This window comes from Citrobacter sp. RHB25-C09, from assembly GCF_013836145.1.
In the GTDB taxonomy this organism is placed as follows: Bacteria; Pseudomonadota; Gammaproteobacteria; order Enterobacterales; family Enterobacteriaceae; genus Citrobacter_A.
In genome coordinates this window covers 1349197-1365847 of sequence record NZ_CP057483.1, presented here as the reverse complement: position 1 = coordinate 1365847, position 16651 = coordinate 1349197, and the positions used below count along the sequence as shown (strand labels likewise).

17 protein-coding genes are annotated in these 16651 nt (G+C 52.6%); 12 read left to right on the top strand and 5 right to left on the bottom strand.

From position 1 onward, the window contains the following. Positions 1-150: 150 nt before the first annotated feature. Complete coding sequence (gene pagP, locus HVY19_RS06305; protein WP_181684228.1) at positions 151-711, bottom strand: lipid IV(A) palmitoyltransferase PagP; 561 nt, start codon at positions 709-711, stop codon at positions 151-153. A gap of 457 nt (positions 712-1168) precedes the next feature. On the opposite strand from pagP, the gene dcuC reads away from it, so the two are divergent. Beyond that, positions 1169-2554: an anaerobic C4-dicarboxylate transporter DcuC gene (gene dcuC / locus HVY19_RS06300; protein ID WP_181683500.1), complete on the top strand. Its 1386-nt coding sequence runs from the start codon at positions 1169-1171 to the stop codon at positions 2552-2554. A 49-nt stretch (positions 2555-2603) separates the two neighbouring features. Here the strand turns inward: dcuC and dpiA are convergent, their stop codons facing one another. Next, positions 2604-3281: a two-component response regulator DpiA gene (gene dpiA, locus HVY19_RS06295; protein ID WP_181683499.1), complete on the bottom strand. Its 678-nt coding sequence runs from the start codon at positions 3279-3281 to the stop codon at positions 2604-2606. Continuing rightward, positions 3250-4911: a sensor histidine kinase DpiB gene (gene dpiB, locus HVY19_RS06290; RefSeq protein ID WP_181683498.1), complete on the bottom strand. Its 1662-nt coding sequence runs from the start codon at positions 4909-4911 to the stop codon at positions 3250-3252. The genes dpiA and dpiB overlap by 32 nt, the downstream gene beginning before the upstream one ends. A 388-nt stretch (positions 4912-5299) precedes the next feature. Here dpiB and citC point away from each other — a divergent pair, with 388 nt between their 5' ends. The 8 genes from citC (at position 5300) to rna (ending at position 12963) form a co-directional block, all read left to right on the top strand. Beyond that, on the top strand, positions 5300-6376 hold the full coding sequence (citC, locus tag HVY19_RS06285) for a [citrate (pro-3S)-lyase] ligase (RefSeq protein ID WP_181683497.1): 1077 nt from the start codon (positions 5300-5302) through the stop codon (positions 6374-6376). Further along, positions 6373-6669, top strand: a complete 297-nt coding sequence (gene citD / locus HVY19_RS06280) for a citrate lyase acyl carrier protein (RefSeq protein ID WP_181683496.1) — start codon at positions 6373-6375, stop codon at positions 6667-6669. Before citC ends, citD begins: the two co-directional genes overlap by 4 nt. Continuing rightward, positions 6666-7574: a citrate (pro-3S)-lyase subunit beta gene (gene citE, locus HVY19_RS06275; protein ID WP_181683495.1), complete on the top strand. Its 909-nt coding sequence runs from the start codon at positions 6666-6668 to the stop codon at positions 7572-7574. Before citD ends, citE begins: the two co-directional genes overlap by 4 nt. Positions 7575-7584: 10 nt before the next feature. Next, a complete protein-coding gene (gene citF / locus HVY19_RS06270; RefSeq protein ID WP_181683494.1) occupies positions 7585-9117 on the top strand; it encodes a citrate lyase subunit alpha in 1533 nt (510 codons plus the stop codon). Positions 9118-9120: 3 nt separating this feature from the next. Next, a complete protein-coding gene (gene citX / locus HVY19_RS06265; protein ID WP_181683493.1) occupies positions 9121-9672 on the top strand; it encodes a citrate lyase holo-[acyl-carrier protein] synthase in 552 nt (183 codons plus the stop codon). Continuing rightward, positions 9644-10552 (top strand): triphosphoribosyl-dephospho-CoA synthase CitG, encoded by a 909-nt coding sequence (citG, locus tag HVY19_RS06260; protein WP_181683492.1) that lies wholly within the window; start codon positions 9644-9646, stop codon positions 10550-10552. The genes citX and citG overlap by 29 nt, the downstream gene beginning before the upstream one ends. Before the next feature lie 25 nt (positions 10553-10577). Further along, the gene (citT, locus tag HVY19_RS06255) at positions 10578-12041 is read left to right on the top strand and encodes a citrate/succinate antiporter CitT (protein ID WP_181683491.1); all 1464 of its coding nucleotides are present in this window, start codon (positions 10578-10580) and stop codon (positions 12039-12041) included. Positions 12042-12156: 115 nt separating this feature from the next. After that, positions 12157-12963 (top strand): ribonuclease I, encoded by an 807-nt coding sequence (gene rna, locus HVY19_RS06250; protein ID WP_181683490.1) that lies wholly within the window; start codon positions 12157-12159, stop codon positions 12961-12963. Positions 12964-13005: 42 nt separating this feature from the next. Here rna and HVY19_RS06245 read toward each other — a convergent pair whose 3' ends face one another. Then, positions 13006-13842 (bottom strand): alpha/beta hydrolase, encoded by an 837-nt coding sequence (locus HVY19_RS06245; protein WP_181683489.1) that lies wholly within the window; start codon positions 13840-13842, stop codon positions 13006-13008. 275 nt (positions 13843-14117) lie between these two features. On the opposite strand from HVY19_RS06245, the gene rnk reads away from it, so the two are divergent. Together rnk and yldA are read left to right on the top strand one after the other, a co-directional pair. Continuing rightward, the gene (gene rnk / locus HVY19_RS06240) at positions 14118-14528 is read left to right on the top strand and encodes a nucleoside diphosphate kinase regulator (RefSeq protein WP_181683488.1); all 411 of its coding nucleotides are present in this window, start codon (positions 14118-14120) and stop codon (positions 14526-14528) included. A 126-nt stretch (positions 14529-14654) separates the two neighbouring features. Continuing rightward, the gene (gene yldA, locus HVY19_RS20870) at positions 14655-14744 is read left to right on the top strand and encodes a small membrane protein YldA (RefSeq protein ID WP_275943232.1); all 90 of its coding nucleotides are present in this window, start codon (positions 14655-14657) and stop codon (positions 14742-14744) included. A gap of 5 nt (positions 14745-14749) precedes the next feature. Here yldA and HVY19_RS06235 read toward each other — a convergent pair whose 3' ends face one another. Beyond that, entirely contained in the window at positions 14750-15988 is a 1239-nt protein-coding gene (locus HVY19_RS06235; RefSeq protein ID WP_181683487.1) for a zinc-dependent alcohol dehydrogenase, read from the bottom strand. Between the two features lie 190 nt (positions 15989-16178). Between HVY19_RS06235 and uspG the strand changes: the two genes are divergently transcribed. Continuing rightward, positions 16179-16607, top strand: coding sequence for a universal stress protein UspG (uspG, locus tag HVY19_RS06230; protein WP_181683486.1), 429 nt, complete (start codon positions 16179-16181; stop codon positions 16605-16607). Positions 16608-16651: the final 44 nt, after the last annotated feature.

Below are 16651 nucleotides of genomic sequence, written 5' to 3'. Positions count from 1 at the left end.
ATAGACACAAATGCTGTGTCGGGTACCAGTACACCAATTGTGGTACACTTTGTCCAGTCGAACTTTGCCAAAAAGTGATAAAAGTCGCGTTATTTTTTGAAATAAGCTTATAACTCACTGCGTTAGCAAATATTACCGCCCCGCAATGAGTTAAAACTGAAAGCGCATCCAGGCAAAATAGACGTTACCATTGTTATAGGTTCCGGGGATATAGGTCATCTGGAACGTCGCCGGACCGTAGCCGATGGAGGCCAGCGGCAACAACACCGGAATGGGAATGTAATTCCAGTTATCCCTTGCGGTTACGCCAGCCGTAAACCCTAATCCAAGATGGAAATTATCATCGGCCAGCGGCCGCCAGGTGCTCTCCCATCCGTAACCACCGATGGGCTCCCATTTATTCCAGGAATCCTTAAACGCCATAACATACAAACCGTGCCAGTTTCCTTTCTCATCCCAGCGCGACTGACCAAAACCGCCGCCCCAGGGACGTTCGTTATAGCGATCCGTTTTTTCCTTATCGTAGGCAAACCGGGCATGCCAGGTAATGGCAGGAATATACAATTCGTAGTGTTCCGGTTGTTGCCAGGTTTCCGCCACATTATCCGTAAAAGTCGTAAACCAGCCTTTATCTTCAGCCAACGCCTGCGGTTGAGTGAACAACAGGATAAAAAGAAATGAGAAAATGAGGAAAAAGTGTTTAGAGGCCATCACTGCAATTATTACCATTCTTAAGTTCAGCGCTTATTGTATCAAAATTAAGTTGAACGGACGCTTAACCGCGGCAATCGGACGCAGATTCAGATTGTTCTACCTGTCGCGCGTTTCAGATGCAGCCTTTGTGTAGTGGTGGGGAAAATAAAAAATTCACTTAGCATTTTATCTATTTAATTTCATAGGGTTATTCACTGGTAAGCAGCGAGGCCGGGAGATTAACAACACACCCCATAAATTATAACAAATTAGAAACACAGCAATTTACAGACGTAATGATAATTCCGATATTTCACACCGTGATGCTGATGCAAGATTAGCAATTAACCTGCTTTAATTCGTCCTTTTATTGACTTTAGTCAGCGAGAAAAACGTCTTTATTCGGCACATTCCCACACAATTCTATTGCTATTTTAATTTTCATTTTTTTGCTTATCCAGCAACAGGGGAAACAATGTTGACATTTATCGAGCTCCTTATTGGAGTCGTGGTTACCGTGGGCGTAGCGCGCTACATTATTAAAGGCTACTCCGCTACGGGCGTACTGTTTGTTGGCGGCCTGTTGCTGCTAATTATCAGTGCACTGATGGGCCACAAAATCCTTCCCGCCAGTAACACCAGCACGGGTTATACGGCGACCGATATCGTTGAGTATGTGAAGATCCTGCTGATGAGTCGCGGTGGCGACCTCGGTATGATGATTATGATGCTCTGCGGGTTTGCCGCCTATATGACCCACATTGGCGCAAACGACATGGTTGTGAAACTGGCCTCAAAGCCACTTCAGTATATTAACTCCCCGTATCTGCTGATGATCGCCGCCTACTTTGTTGCCTGTCTGATGTCTCTGGCTGTCTCTTCAGCCACGGGCCTCGGCGTGTTGTTAATGGCGACTTTATTCCCGGTAATGGTTAACGTCGGGATCAGTCGCGGTGCGGCAGCCGCCATCTGTGCTTCCCCTGCGGCGATTATCCTTTCGCCGACTTCCGGTGACGTGGTGCTGGCTGCGAAAGCCGCCGAAATGCCGCTGATCGATTTTGCCTTTAAAACAACGATGCCGATCTCCATCGCCGCCATCATTGGGATGGCGATTGCGCACTATTTCTGGCAGCGCTATCTCGATAAAAAAGAGAACGTCTCCAATGAAATGCTCGATGTGAATGAAATCACCACCACCGCACCGGCTTACTATGCGATCCTGCCGTTTACCCCGATCCTCGGCGTACTGATTTTTGACGGCAAATGGGGTCCACAACTGCATATCATCACGCTGCTGGTGCTCTGCATGCTCATTGCGGCGGTGCTGGAATTTGTCCGTGGTTTTGATACGAAGAAAGTTTTTGCCGGTCTTGACGTGGCTTATCGCGGAATGGCAGATGCGTTTGCTAACGTTGTCATGCTGTTAGTGGCTGCCGGTGTTTTTGCCCAGGGCCTGAGCACGATCGGCTTCATTCAGAGTCTGATCTCAATCGCTACTTCTTTCGGCTCCGCGAGCATCATTCTGATGATGGTGCTGGTGATTTTAACGATGCTGGCCGCAGTGACGACCGGTTCAGGTAACGCGCCGTTTTACGCGTTCGTCGAGATGATCCCGAAGCTGGCGCAATCCTCTGGCATCAACCCGGCCTATCTCTCCATTCCGATGCTGCAAGCCTCCAACCTGGGTCGTACCATTTCCCCGGTTTCTGGCGTTGTCGTTGCCGTCGCAGGCATGGCTAAAATTTCACCCTTCGAAGTGGTTAAACGCACATCTGTCCCCGTGCTGGTTGGGCTGGTCATTGTGATTGTTGCCACGGAGATCCTGGTACCAGGTTCGTCTTCTGCGGTTGCCGGGAACTGATTTAAGGGTTAACGCCGGATGACGACGCGCAGCGTCGTCATCCGGAACTTTAGCCGTGGTAAATACGCTGCGGCCGTCCTACCTTCCCATGAACGATCTCCGCAACAATCAGGTGTCGACTTGAGCAATATTCCAGATAGCGTCTGGCGGTCGTGCGGCTAATGGTCAGCGCCAGAGCAACGGTTTCGGCGGTATAGTGCACCTGCGGGTCAGCAAACAGTTTTTTAACCGCATTCAATGTCAACACATCAATCCCCGTAGGCAACTCATCTTTCGGCTCGCCCCGCGCATAGGCATTAAACATCTCGTCAATCTGCCGCTGGCTGGCGCTGTCATTCTCCGCCAACATACGTCTGCGCTGCTGATAGCGGGTCAGCGTCTGCCCCATCCGCTCATAGGCAATAGGTTTGATCAGGTAATCAAAGGCACCGTTACGCACCGCGTCCGACACGGTTTCCATATCGCTGGCGGCGGTTGTAAAAACGACGCCGCCGGGATAATGGGAGGCATTCAATTCATGCAGCAAGGTAATGCCTTTGCCGTCCGGCAGATAATTGTCCAGCAAAATCAGTCCAGGCTTAAACCGCTCAATCATCATTCTTGCCTGTGCAAGGTTGCCTGCTAACCAGATCTGATTAAAACCGGGAATATGGCGGATATACTCTGCGTGCATTTCAGCAAGCAGCATTTCATCCTCAACGATCAGTAGGGTTAATGGTTCCGTCATTGTTCTTCTTCACTTTCGGAATAAAAAGGGTAAATAAGGTGCCGCAAGGTTGATTGTCTTCCAGCGTAATCGTTCCCCCACAGCGCTTCACGTAACTGGCAATGAGATACAGCCCAATGCCATGTTCGCCGGGCGCATCTGCGCGGGTAGTCACACCCTGTTCGAATATTTTTTCCCGTAGTACTTCCGGCACACCGCATCCCTGGTCGGCGACTTCGATGACAACGTCATCACCTTCATCACTAAGGTACAGTTCGATAACCTTGTTGCCGTCCTCGGTGCGCAGGCTGGCTTCAAAAGCATTATCGAGAAGATTGCCGACAATGGCGGCAAATTCGGTGCTGTCCAGCCCCTCAGGGAGTTGCAAAAGCTGGCTACCGGGCTCAATTGTCAGTGTCAGACCCAGTTCACGGGCGCGCTGAACTTTACCGAACAGCAACCCCGCCACCTGACGATCGGCAAAAGCATCGCGCAGACTGTCAATAAGCTGCTGCTGAGCCTGAGACTCCCCCTGCACCATCTCTCTGACCCGATCGTACTCTTTCATTTGCAGCAGGCCATTGAGTGTCGACATCCAGTTCAGATGCTCATGACGTAATGTTCGCAGGCTTTCCACATACTGCTTAATTTGCGTCAACTGCGCATTGAGGGTGGCAATCTCATCTTTGCTGCGAAAACTGATAATCGCACCAAGCAACTCATCGCCAGAACGAATCGCTTCGCGATTGGCGATCACGCTCAGACCATTGAAATTAGCCATCACGTCCACGCGTTTATCGTCAATCTGTTCGGTAAAAAACGACGAAGGATTCACCACCTCATGGATTGGCTTACCCAGCCACTGTCTTCCGGGCGAAGGCAACCCCAGCATCTTCCTCGCATTACGGTTGATAGCGGTGATATCGCCATCCGGATCCACAGCTACCAGTCCTTCATGTACCGAACTAAACAGCGCCTCCTGTTGGCGTACCACTCTGGCGATTTGCCTGGGCTCCATCCCCAGCATCTGGCGACGAATATGTGCGGCAAAAAACCACGAGAGCAACATCAGCACCACCAGCAGGAGAATAAATACCCCTGTCATAGGCAGAATGAAGTCCAGTCTCCAGCTGTCAATTTTGCTGACCAGATACCCTATCGATACCACGCCGATAACGTGATGGTCGTTATCAAAAATTGGCGTTTTGGCACGCATCGCCAGGCCGATAGAACCGGTCCCGGTAATGAAATAGCTTTCCCCTTTCTCGAGCGCGCCGGGTTTAGTAAATTGCATTGGATAACCAATTTTAGCCGGATTAGGGTGATACAACCGGATAGAGTGGCTGTCGCCAATGACCACATAGTCAAAATCCGTATCGCTCTGCAGCTTGTCAGCGATGGTCGCCAGTCGCACGTAATCACGGTCTTTGACCGCCGCAATGATGCTATCGTTTGCCGCAATGATCTTTGCCTGATTCATCGCCATATCGCGCACGTGGCTGGTCAAATAATCCTCAAAGCTGGCGGAAAAATATTGCGCCAACGCGGCAATAATGAAGACCGAAAAGACCAAAATCAGCAAAAAAATTCGCAACGGGAATGCAACTTGCCGAAAAAAAGAAAACGGTCTTTTATTTTTCCGAACCCACATTATTGTTCCTTTTTGGCGTTATTTACGTGCTCGATTTTATCATTTGTAATAAAAATGTTTTAATCCAACAAAGACAAAATAATAATGATCGTTACAGATTTCACACCATAAATCAATTAAGTAAATTAAAACCACGTAATTAGCTACGATAAAAATAATTAAAACACTTAACACCATTAAACTCATAAAAACCATCTAACTCTTTGTGAAATAAATCAAAATTTACCTCCTTAATACTCCTTACGATGTATACGTCAGCGCGAAAAAGAAATTGTGGGTTGTGCAAAAGTCGTATATAGCCGACGGAAACGAATTGTTATCAATTCACTCCTTTGCACAACAATCGCATAAAAGCAGCAACAACATATATCCTCAGGAACATTTTATTATGTTTGGTAATACTTATTTCACACGCGTTAAACGCTCAGACAATATAAAAATGGCGGCGATCGCACAATTTTTGAAAAACAATGATTTGAGCGTGGATACAACCGTTGAAGTATTTATTACCGTCATGCGTGACGATCGCCTTATTGCCTGTGGTGGTATCGCCGGAAATATCATCAAATGTGTTGCCATCTGCGAATCCGTTCGCGGCGAAGGCTTAGCGCTGACGCTGGCGACAGAACTGATTAACCTCGCCTATGAAAGACACTGCACTCACCTCTTCATTTACACCAAAACAGAATATGAAGCGCTGTTTAAGCAATGTGGCTTTTCGACGCTGACCAGCGTGCCCGGCATCATGGTGCTGATGGAAAACAGCACTACGCGCCTGAAACGTTATGCGGAATCGCTGAGCAAGCAGCGCCATTATGGCCAAAAAATCGGCTGCATCGTGATGAATGCCAATCCGTTTACGCTCGGGCACCGCTACCTGATCCAACAAGCGGCAGCGCAGTGCGACTGGCTGCATTTGTTCCTCGTAAAAGAAGATACATCGCGCTTTCCGTATGAGGACCGGCTCGACCTGGTGCTCAAAGGTACTTCCGACATTCCGCGTCTCACCGTTCATCGCGGTTCGGAATACATCATTTCGCGCGCCACCTTCCCGTGCTACTTCATTAAAGAACAGAGCGTCATCAACCATTGCTATACCGAAATCGACTTAAAGATATTCCGTCAGTATCTGGCACCCGCGCTAAGGATTACCCATCGCTTCGTCGGAACTGAACCCTTCTGCAGCGTGACGGCGCAATACAATCGCGATATGCGTTTCTGGCTGGAGACGCCAACCCTTCCCGCCCCCCCCATCGCGCTGGTGGAAATAGAGCGACTGTGCGTCCAGGAGATGCCGATTTCCGCCTCTCTGGTTCGCAAATTGCTGGTTAAAAACGATCTCACGGCTATCGCGTCACTGGTTCCGCCGGCCACATTGCAGTACCTGCAAAACATGGCTGTTCGTTCCCCGGCAGACGCGATGGTCCGCCAAAAGACCCCCGCATTAGTAACAGGTGAAAAATGAAAATAAAGCAGGCTGCCGTCGCAGGCACTCTTGAGTCCGGTGATGTGATGATTCGCATCGCCCCTCTCGATACGCAGGAAATTGACCTGCAAATAAACAGCAGCGTTGAAAAACAATTTGGTGAGGCGATCCGCGCCACCATTCTGTCCGTTCTGGCGCAGTATGACGTGCGCGGCGTACAGATGAATGTCGATGATAAAGGCGCACTGGACTGCATTTTGCGCGCCCGACTGGAAGCCCTGCTGGCGCGCGCCAGCGATATTCCGGCGTTGCCCTGGGAGGATCGCCAATGATTTCCGCCGCACTGCATCAACGTAAATCCCGTACTCGTCGCAGCATGCTGTTCGTGCCGGGTGCCAATGCCGCCATGATCAGCAATTCATTTATCTATCCGGCCGACGCCCTGATGTTCGACCTGGAAGACTCCGTCGCCCTGAGGGAAAAAGATACCGCGCGTCGCATGGTCTACCACGCGTTGCAGCACCCGCTCTATAAAGACGTCGAAACCATCGTGCGCGTTAATGCCCTGGATTCGGAATGGGGCATTAACGATCTCGAAGCAGTCGTTCGCGGCGGCGCTGACGTGGTTCGTCTGCCAAAAACCGATACCGCCCAGGACGTTATCGACATCGAAAAAGAAATCCTGCGCATTGAGAAGGCCTGCGGTCGCGAACCGGGCAGTACAGGTCTGCTGGCTGCCGTCGAATCCCCGTTAGGCATTACCCGTGCGGTGGAAATAGCTCACGCTTCCGAGCGTTTGATCGGCATTGCGCTGGGTGCGGAAGACTACGTGCGCAATCTACGTACCGAGCGCTCCCCAGAAGGCACTGAACTGCTGTTTGCCCGCTGTTCTATTTTGCAGGCCGCCCGTTCTGCCGGCATTCAGGCGTTCGATACCGTCTACTCCGATGCCAACAACGAAGCCGGTTTTCTGCACGAAGCCGCACACATCAAACAGTTGGGTTTTGACGGCAAATCGCTAATCAACCCGCGTCAGATTGACCTGCTGCACAACCTGTATGCCCCGACGCAAAAAGAAGTCACTCATGCGCGCCTGGTCGTGGAAGCCGCAGAAGCCGCCGCCCGTGAAGGTCTGGGGGTGGTTTCCCTGAACGGCAAGATGGTCGACAGCCCGGTGATTGAGCGTGCTCGTCTGGTGCTCTCCCGCGCAGAACTTTCCGGCATCCGCGAAGAATAAGGCAAAGATTATGACTCAGAAAAACGAACTGTCTCAACGTCAGGAACGGGTAGCGAACTGGCATCGTCGCGCTGAAAGCGACCTCTCCACGTTTAAAAGTACCTCCAAGCAGAACCTGCAAGCGCAAAAACCGCGCGACAAAAAGCTGTGTGCCGACCTGGAAGAAGCCATCCGCCGTTCCGGTCTGCAGGACGGGATGACTATCTCGTTCCACCATGCGTTTCGCGGTGGCGATCTGACCATCAATCTGGTGATGGACACCATCGCTAAGATGGGTTTCAAAAACCTGACGCTGGCATCCAGTTCACTCAGCGACTGCCATGCGCCGCTGGTCGGCCACATCCGTCAGGGCGTGGTTAGCCGTATTTACACCTCCGGTCTACGTGGACCGCTGGCAGAAGAGATTTCTCGCGGGATTCTGGCTGAACCCGTGCAGGTGCACTCTCACGGTGGCCGCGTACATTTGGTACAAAGCGGCGAACTCACTATTGACGTCGCCTTCCTCGGCGTCCCGTCCTGCGATCAATTTGGTAACGCCAATGGCTACACCGGTAAAGCTTGCTGTGGCTCTCTCGGCTACGCCCGCGTTGATGCCGAAAGCGCAAACCAGGTGGTGCTGCTGACGGAGCAACTGCTGCCGTATCCGCACAACCCGGCGAGCATCGCCCAGGATCAGGTCGATCTGATCGTCCAAATCGACCAGGTCGGCGATGCCGATAAAATCGGTGCTGACGCGACCCGTATGACCACCAACCCGCGCGAACTGCTGATTGCCCGCAATGCCGCGGAGGTCATCGCCAATTCGGGTTATTTCAAAGAGGGTTTCTCTTTGCAAACCGGCACCGGCGGCGCTTCTCTGGCAGTCACGCGTTTCCTTGAAGACAAAATGCGCAGCCGCAATATCCGTGCAGATTTCGCTCTCGGCGGGATTACGGCAACCATCGTCGATCTGCATGAAAAAGGCTTAATTCGCAAGCTGCTGGACGTACAGAGCTTTGACCGCAACGCCGCTGAGTCGCTGGCGCGTAACCCGAATCACATCGAAATCAGCGCTAACCAGTATGCCAACTGGGGCTCCAAAGGCGCATCTGTTGATCGTCTGGACGTTGTCGTACTCAGCGCGCTGGAAGTGGATACGAAGTTCAACGTCAACGTACTGACGGGTTCTGACGGCGTGATTCGCGGCGCCTCCGGTGGTCACTGTGACACGGCGGTTGCCGCTGCGCTGTCCATCATTGTCGCCCCGCTGGTTCGCGGTCGTATTCCCACCCTGGTGGATAACGTACTGACCTGCGTCACGCCGGGATCAAGCGTTGATATCCTGGTGACCGATCATGGCATTGCCGTCAACCCGGCACGTCCGGAACTGGCAGAACGCCTGAAAGCCGCCGGAATGAACGTGGTATCCATTGAGTGGCTACGTGAACGCGCACAGCAACTCACTGGCGAACCTCGCCCGATTGAATTCACCGATCGCGTGATTGCCGTAGTGCGCTATCGCGACGGTTCAGTGATTGATGTTGTTCATCAGGTGAAGGAATAACCCATGCACCTGCTCCCTGAACAGGCCACCCGCCATGCGGTTTCCATCGACGAACTGCTCACCAGTCGCGATGAGAGACAAGCAAGACAGCACGCCTGGCTTACGCGCCACCCAATTCCACTCGTCTCCTTTACCGTGGTGGTGCCAGGTCCGATCAAAGACAGCGATCTCACCCGTCGCATCTTTAATCACGGTGCGACTGCCCTGCGCATGCTGGCGGAAAAAATGGACTGGTTAATCAGGGAGCAGGCTGCACTGGCCTCAGCAAGCGGGCCGGAAGGTATGCTCTCGATTGAGGCACCGGCCCGTGATATTAAGCTGGCCACAATCGAGCTTGAACACATTCACCCACTGGGACGCTTATGGGACATCGATGTCCTCACCCCCGATGGCGAAATTCTCTCCCGCCGCCATTTCGCGCTTCCGGCACGCCGCTGTTTGCTGTGTGGCCACGAAGCCGCTGAATGCGCACGCGGAAAAACCCATAGCCTCGACGATCTGCTCGCCCACATGGAGGAGCTGCTTCATGCTGCCGATTCCCGCAATGCCCGTTGAAACCACCGCCCTTCCCGCCACGCTGTTTGAGGCGTATGGCCACCTGGCGTGGCGCGCGATGCTGACCGAGGTCAACCTGTCGCCAAAACCGGGTCTGGTCGATCGCCTTAATTGCGGTGCGCATAAAGATATGTCGCTGACGGATTTTCACCGCAGCGCGCTGGCTATTCAGGCCTGGCTACCGCGATTTATCGAATTCGGCGCCTGCTGCGCACAGCTCCCGGCGCATGAAGTACTAAATGGTTTGCGTCCGTTAGGAATGGCCTGTGAAGCTGACATGTTTCGCGCCACCGCAGGGGTCAATACGCATAAAGGCAGCATTTTTTCTCTCGGACTGTTGTGCGCCGCCATTGGTCGGTTGCATCAACAAAATCAGTGCATTACACCGGAACGTATCTGCACCATCGCCGCCACCTTTTGCCGTGGCCTGACCGAGCGCGAACTACGCAATAACAACCCGCAGCTCACGGCAGGACAGCGACTTTATCAACAGTTGGGGTTAACAGGCGCTCGCGGCGAGGCCGAAGCGGGATACCCGTTAGTGATTCGCCACGCTCTGCCGCACTACCGCGCGCTTTTAGCCGAAGGGCGCGATCCTGAACTGGCCCTTCTTGACACCTTGCTGCTGCTGATTTCGCTCAATGGCGACACCAATGTGGCCTCCCGTGGTGGTGCCGAAGGTCTGCGCTGGATACAGCAGCGGGCCAGCACGTTATTACGCTCAGGAGGCATTCGCTCCTCCCGCGATATCGACGCCCTTCAGCAGTTCGACCAGCAGTGTATCGAACGCAACCTCAGCCCCGGAGGTAGTGCCGATCTGCTGATCGTAACGTGGTTTTTAGCCCAGATTTCACAAATCCAGTATTCACATCATCCTTGAAAAGATCCTTTCCGGAGAATCACTTATGTCTTTATCCAAAGATAATATTTGGAAGCTATTAGCTCCCCTGTTCGTTATGGGGATTATGTTTCTTATACCCGTCCCCGATGGCATGCCGCCGCAGGCATGGCACTATTTTGCGGTATTCGTCGCGATGATCGTCGGGATGATTCTGGAGCCAATTCCGGCGACAGCAATCAGTTTTATCGCCGTCACTATTTGCGTGATTGGCAGCAACTACCTGCTGTTTGATGCCAAAGAGCTGGCTGACCCGACATTCCATGCCGGTAAGCAGGCGCTGAAGTGGGGTCTGGCGGGCTTCTCCAGTACCACCGTCTGGCTGGTATTCGGCGCGTTTATCTTCGCGCTGGGCTATGAAGTGACCGGTCTGGGGCGCCGCATCGCCCTCTTCCTGGTGAAGTTTATGGGTAAGCGCACCCTGACACTGGGCTATGCGATTGTCATCATCGACATCCTGTTGGCACCCTTTACGCCATCGAACACCGCGCGTACCGGTGGCACTGTGTTCCCGGTGATTAAAAACCTGCCCCCGCTGTTTAAATCATTTCCGAACGATCCTTCCGCGCGTCGTATCGGCGGTTATCTGATGTGGATGATGGTGATCAGTACCAGTCTAAGCTCATCTATGTTTGTCACAGGGGCAGCGCCAAACGTGCTGGGTCTGGAGTTTGTGAGCAAAATCGCCGGCATTCAGATCAGTTGGTTACAGTGGTTCCTGAGCTTCCTGCCGGTCGGTATTATTTTACTGATCGTCGCACCGTGGCTCTCTTACGTGCTGTACAAGCCGGAGGTCACTCACAGTGCGGAAGTCGCGGCATGGGCCGGTGATGAACTCAAAACCATGGGTACCCTGTCACGCAAAGAGTGGACGCTGATCGGCCTGGTTCTGTTGAGCCTGGGTCTGTGGGTATTCGGCGGCGAACTGATTGACGCCACCGCAGTGGGTTTGTTAGCGGTTTCTCTGATGCTGGCACTGCACGTCGTGCCCTGGAAAGACATCACCAAATACAATAGTGCATGGAATACGCTGGTTAACCTCGCGACGCTGGTGGTAATGGCGAATGGTTTAACGCGCTCCGGGTTCATTGACTGGTTCGCAAATACCATGAGCGCGCATCTTGAGGGCTTCTCACCTAACGCCACGGTCATCGTACTGGTTCTGGTGTTTTACTTTGCCCACTATCTGTTTGCCAGCCTCTCAGCACACACCGCCACCATGCTGCCGGTCATTCTGGCGATTGGTAAAGGCATCCCAGGCGTACCGATGGAGCATCTGTGCGTGCTGCTGGTGCTTTCCATCGGGATTATGGGCTGCCTGACACCCTATGCCACCGGTCCTGGGGTTATCATCTACGGCTGCGGCTATGTGAAATCTAAAGACTACTGGCGTCTTGGCGCTATCTTTGGTGTGATCTACATCACCATGCTGCTGCTGGTTGGCTGGCCAATTCTGGCCATGTGGAGCTAATCCTCGCCTCAAAACCACGGAATACGCTTACAGCCCGCGCGGTTAACCCACCGCGCGGGCTTTTTTTATGGTTAAATAGTTAATATTCAGTTCTTCTATAAGTCGTCCCAACCTCATGAAATCAATTTGGCAAAAATGTGTGTTGCTGGCAGCCTCCCTGTTGCCCCTTTCTGTGTCAGCCGCCAGCGAACTTCAGGCGAAACAGTACGGCGATTTTGACCGCTACGTGCTGGCGCTTTCCTGGCAGACCGGTTTCTGTCAGAGCCAGCATGAACGCGACAATCGTGAGCCTGACGAGTGTCGTCTGCAAAAAGAGACGGCCAATAAAGTCAACTTTCTGACCGTTCACGGCTTATGGCCCGGCTTGCCGAAATCGATAGCTTCGCGTGGCGTCGATGAGCGTCGCTGGATTCGATTTGGCTGCGCCACACGCCCCATCCCGAATATGCCGGAAGTGCGCGGCAACCGTAAATGCGCAGCACCGGAAACCGGCCTGTCGCTGGAAAGCGCCGCTAAACTGAGTGAAGTAATGCCGGGGGCGGGTGGCCGCTCTTGTCTCGAACGCTACGAATATGCCAGGCACGGTGCCTGTTTTGGTTTCGATCCCGACGCCTACTTCGGCACAATGGTGCGCCTGAATAAAGAGATCAAAAGCAGCGAAACCGGCAAGTTCCTTGCGCAGAACTATGGTAAACGTGTAAGCCGTAGCGCTTTCGATGCGGCGTTTGCCAAAAGCTGGGGCAAAGCGAACGTCAAAGCGGTGAAGCTGAGCTGTCACGGCAACCCGGCGTATCTGACCGAAATTCAGATCTCGCTGAAGGCGGATACCATTAACGCCCCGCTTTCAGCCTCCTCGTTCGTCCCGCAGCCTCATCCGGGCAACTGCGGTAAACAATTTGTTATCGACAAAGTGGGTTACTGATTGTGCGTACCGGCGCGACAACCGCGCCGGTTTTCGACAATATTACGACTGGATAAAATTCAACAAATCTTCATTGATCTGATGCTTATGCGTCGTACAGATCCCATGGGAACCGCCTTCGTATACTTTAAGCTGTGCGTTGGGCAAAATATCTGCCGCAGCTTTACCGCACGTTTCGATCGGCACGATCTGATCGTCATCACCGTGGATAACCAGCGTCGGCACCGTCATTTTGCGCAAGTCCTCACGCAGATCGGTTTCTGAGAACGCTTTGATGCAGTCATACTGCGCTTTGATAGAACCCTGTAATCCCTGTTCGACAAAGCTTTCGCGTACCGCCTTAGACTCTTTTGCCCCGTCCCGGTTATAGCCATAAAACGCGGCGGTCAGCGCGTAAAAAAAGGCGGCGCGATCGTTCACCACCCCTTCACGAATACCGTCAAAGACCTCTTTCGGGACGCCGTTGGGGTTAAAATCCGTCTTGATCATAATGGGCGTCACTGCGCCAATTAATACCGCTTTCGCGACCCGCTGTGTCCCGTGACGCCCAATATAGCGAGCTACTTCGCCTCCGCCGGTAGAGTGTCCGACGTGGACGGCCTCTTTCAGATTCAGGTGGGCGGTCAGTTCCGCTAAATCATCTGCGTACTGATCCATATTGTGTCCCTCCCACGGCTGCGCTGAGCGACCATGTCCGCGCCGGTCATGCGCGATCACCCGAAATCCTTTCGAGCCAAGAAAAAGCATCTGATCCTCAAAGGCATCGGCAGTAAGCGGCCAACCGTGGCTGAACACTATCGGTTGTCCACTGCGATTACCCCAGTCTTTAAAATATAAATAGCTGCCATCTTTCAGAGTAAGCTTGTCGTACTGGCTCATAAGATCTCCCCTAACGGAACGCTGAATGGGTAACGCGCCCGCAGCGAGCGCTTAAAAAGCATAATGCAATTTTGAGAACGATCACGTTTTTTGCCTAAAAATCATACTAACGCGTGTTTATGAGCTATTTACCCGAATGTGAACTAAATCACTTCAAACATGGGGTAAGTCTCAGTATCATCAGGAGAGTTAAACCCTCGCCGCCTGACGGTGAGGGTTTTCTTTTGGGGATATTTACCTGCGGCAAAACGCAGTACAGACGACATGGAGTAGAAATGTCCAGACCAACTATCATCATTAACGACCTTGATGCAGAACGTATTGACCGTCTGCTTGAGCTGCCCGCGTATGCTGATTTACCCATTGCCGACGCGTTGAATGCCGAACTGGATCGAGCCCAAATGTGTTCGCCAGAAACTATGCCGCCTGACGTTGTGACGATGAACAGCCGGGTGAAATTCCGCAATCTTAGCGATGGCGAAATTCGTGTGCGTACGCTGGTATACCCGGTAAATATGACCGACAGTAATACTCAGCTTTCCGTCATGGCACCTGTAGGTGCTGCCCTTCTGGGTCTGCGCGTCGGCGATACCATTCATTGGGAACTTCCGGGCGGCGCATCCACGCACCTTGAGGTTCTGGAACTGGAATACCAGCCAGAAGCGGCGGGTGATTTCCTGCGCTAATCCCCGGCTTTCCGCTGTACTCAGAGGATGCATTCGCATCCTCTTTATCGCAAATCACCCATTCTTCCTGGTTCGCTTTTGATCTCCCTCACTCACACTAAATCGGTTTCATTGGCAGGTGCGGTCATGAACGATTCAGTTGGGATACTGCTAGGGTTTCTCATAATGGCGGCGATTATCGTCTGGGCCGTACTATACCTGGAAAACCACTGGTAGCCCCTTTAAATGGTGCCACCCGGCATCGCGTTAACCAGACCCGTGACGCTTTTTTTCGCCTCTTCCGGATGCTGAGCGCCCGGAACCAAAATCACCTTCCGACACTCCTCCTGGCGTTTCTCGAAAATCTCATAGCCACGCGCAGCATCTTCAAACGGCAGATAGTGCGTGACAATTTCTTCCGGCGTCAGCAGGCCTTGTTCAAGCAGTGGCAAAAGCTCGCCCAGCCAGGCATGAACGTGGGTTTGCCCCATTTTAAAACTCAGCCCCTTATCAAACGCATCGCCAAACAGGAAACCGTGGATAAACCCAGCGTATACGCCCGGTACGCTCACAACACCGCCGCGTCTCACCGCCGCAATACACTGGCGGAGCGCTTTACCGCTGCTGCCCTCCAGTTTGAGGTTGGTCAGCACCGTTTCGGTCGTGCTTCCTTTCGCCTCAAAGCCGACGGCATCAATCACGGCATCCACACCGCGATGGGCAGCTGTTTGCTCAATGATCTTCTCTGCGGCGTCGTTATCTTCATCAAAGTTGATGGCAATCGCCCCGTAACGTTCCTCGGCAAAACGCAGACGGTATGGGTGGTGATCGACCACAAAAATTTGCTCCGCGCCCAGCAAACGCGCACAGGCAATCGTCAACAGCCCGACGGGGCCGGCACCAAAAACGGCAACGCTGGATCCTTTCTCGATTTGCGCATTTTTCGCGGCCTGCCAGGCGGTAGGCAAGATATCGGAAAGAAACAGCGCTTTGTCGTCGGACAGGAGCGGCGGAACTTTAAATGGCCCAACGTTGCCTTTTGGGACACGAACATACTCGGCCTGCCCTCCCGGCACGCCGCCATAAAGATGGCTGTAGCCAAACAGCGCGGCAGGAGCCGGTATCTGTTTTTTGTTCAGCGCTGCGCCTTGCCCTGAATTGGTATTTTCACAGGCGGCATATTGCTGTAAGCGGCAAAAAAAGCAGTCGCCGCAGGCAATCACAAAGGGGATCACCACCCGATCGCCTTGTTGAAGGTTTTTTACGTCGCGTCCCGTGTCGACAACCTCGCCCATGAACTCATGACCAAAGATATCGCCATGTTTAACCTGAGGTATCTTCCCGCGATAGAGGTGTAAATCTGAACCGCATATGGCGGTCGCGGTAATACGCAGAATGATATCGTCAGGCTGCTCAATAATGGGGTCAGGCACATTCTCTACCTGGACATGATGTGGACCATGGTACGTCAATGCTTTCATACAACCTCCTGATACATGGGTTTGTTGTCAGCTGGTCTATAAAGGGTAGCTAGGGTGAGAGGAATGCTGTTGCGATAAGACGCTTTAGGATTTATCTGGTGTGAAGTGCAAAAGTGACTGGCAGCTAGCAGAATGGCAAATTATTATATGCTTGAATGATTTGAGTATTAATTAACAGGGAGAAACGGGTATGTATAAGACAATCATTATGCCAGTTGATGTTTTTGAAATGGAGTTAAGTGACAAAGCCGTACGTCACGCCGAGTTCCTTGCGCAGCAGGACGGCATCATTCATCTTTTGCACGTACTACCAGGTTCAGCCAGCATGAGCCTCCACCGTTTTGCCGCTGACGTTCGTCGCTTTGAAGAACATTTGCAGCATGAAGCCGAAACCCGTCTGCAAACAATGGCCGGGCACTTCACGATTGATCCCTCGCGCATTAAACAGCATGTCCGATTTGGTAGCGTGCGAGATGTGGTCAATGAACTGGGTGAAGAGTTAAATGCCGATGTGGTGGTGATTGGGTCCCGCAGTCCGTCGATTACCACGCACCTGCTCGGGTCTAACGCCTCAAGCGTAGTCCGTCATGCGACGCTGCCGGTGCTGGTGGTACGTTAAGCGATAAATACCGGATCCGGCCTACGACACGGTGCGGTTTGTAG

Coding starts and splice junctions, on each gene's coding strand:
- citG (WP_181683492.1), top strand. CDS start 9,644: ATGCTGCCGATTCCCGCAATGCCCGTTGAAACCACCGCCCTTCCCGCC.
- rna (WP_181683490.1), top strand. CDS start 12,157: ATGAAATCAATTTGGCAAAAATGTGTGTTGCTGGCAGCCTCCCTGTTG.
- citD (WP_181683496.1), top strand. CDS start 6,373: ATGAAAATAAAGCAGGCTGCCGTCGCAGGCACTCTTGAGTCCGGTGAT.
- dpiA (WP_181683499.1), bottom strand. CDS start 3,281: ATGACGGAACCATTAACCCTACTGATCGTTGAGGATGAAATGCTGCTT.
- HVY19_RS06245 (WP_181683489.1), bottom strand. CDS start 13,842: ATGAGCCAGTACGACAAGCTTACTCTGAAAGATGGCAGCTATTTATAT.
- dpiB (WP_181683498.1), bottom strand. CDS start 4,911: ATGTGGGTTCGGAAAAATAAAAGACCGTTTTCTTTTTTTCGGCAAGTT.
- HVY19_RS06235 (WP_181683487.1), bottom strand. CDS start 15,988: ATGAAAGCATTGACGTACCATGGTCCACATCATGTCCAGGTAGAGAAT.
- uspG (WP_181683486.1), top strand. CDS start 16,179: ATGTATAAGACAATCATTATGCCAGTTGATGTTTTTGAAATGGAGTTA.
- citC (WP_181683497.1), top strand. CDS start 5,300: ATGTTTGGTAATACTTATTTCACACGCGTTAAACGCTCAGACAATATA.
- pagP (WP_181684228.1), bottom strand. CDS start 711: ATGGCCTCTAAACACTTTTTCCTCATTTTCTCATTTCTTTTTATCCTG.
- dcuC (WP_181683500.1), top strand. CDS start 1,169: ATGTTGACATTTATCGAGCTCCTTATTGGAGTCGTGGTTACCGTGGGC.
- citT (WP_181683491.1), top strand. CDS start 10,578: ATGTCTTTATCCAAAGATAATATTTGGAAGCTATTAGCTCCCCTGTTC.
- rnk (WP_181683488.1), top strand. CDS start 14,118: ATGTCCAGACCAACTATCATCATTAACGACCTTGATGCAGAACGTATT.
- citF (WP_181683494.1), top strand. CDS start 7,585: ATGACTCAGAAAAACGAACTGTCTCAACGTCAGGAACGGGTAGCGAAC.
- citX (WP_181683493.1), top strand. CDS start 9,121: ATGCACCTGCTCCCTGAACAGGCCACCCGCCATGCGGTTTCCATCGAC.
- yldA (WP_275943232.1), top strand. CDS start 14,655: ATGAACGATTCAGTTGGGATACTGCTAGGGTTTCTCATAATGGCGGCG.
- citE (WP_181683495.1), top strand. CDS start 6,666: ATGATTTCCGCCGCACTGCATCAACGTAAATCCCGTACTCGTCGCAGC.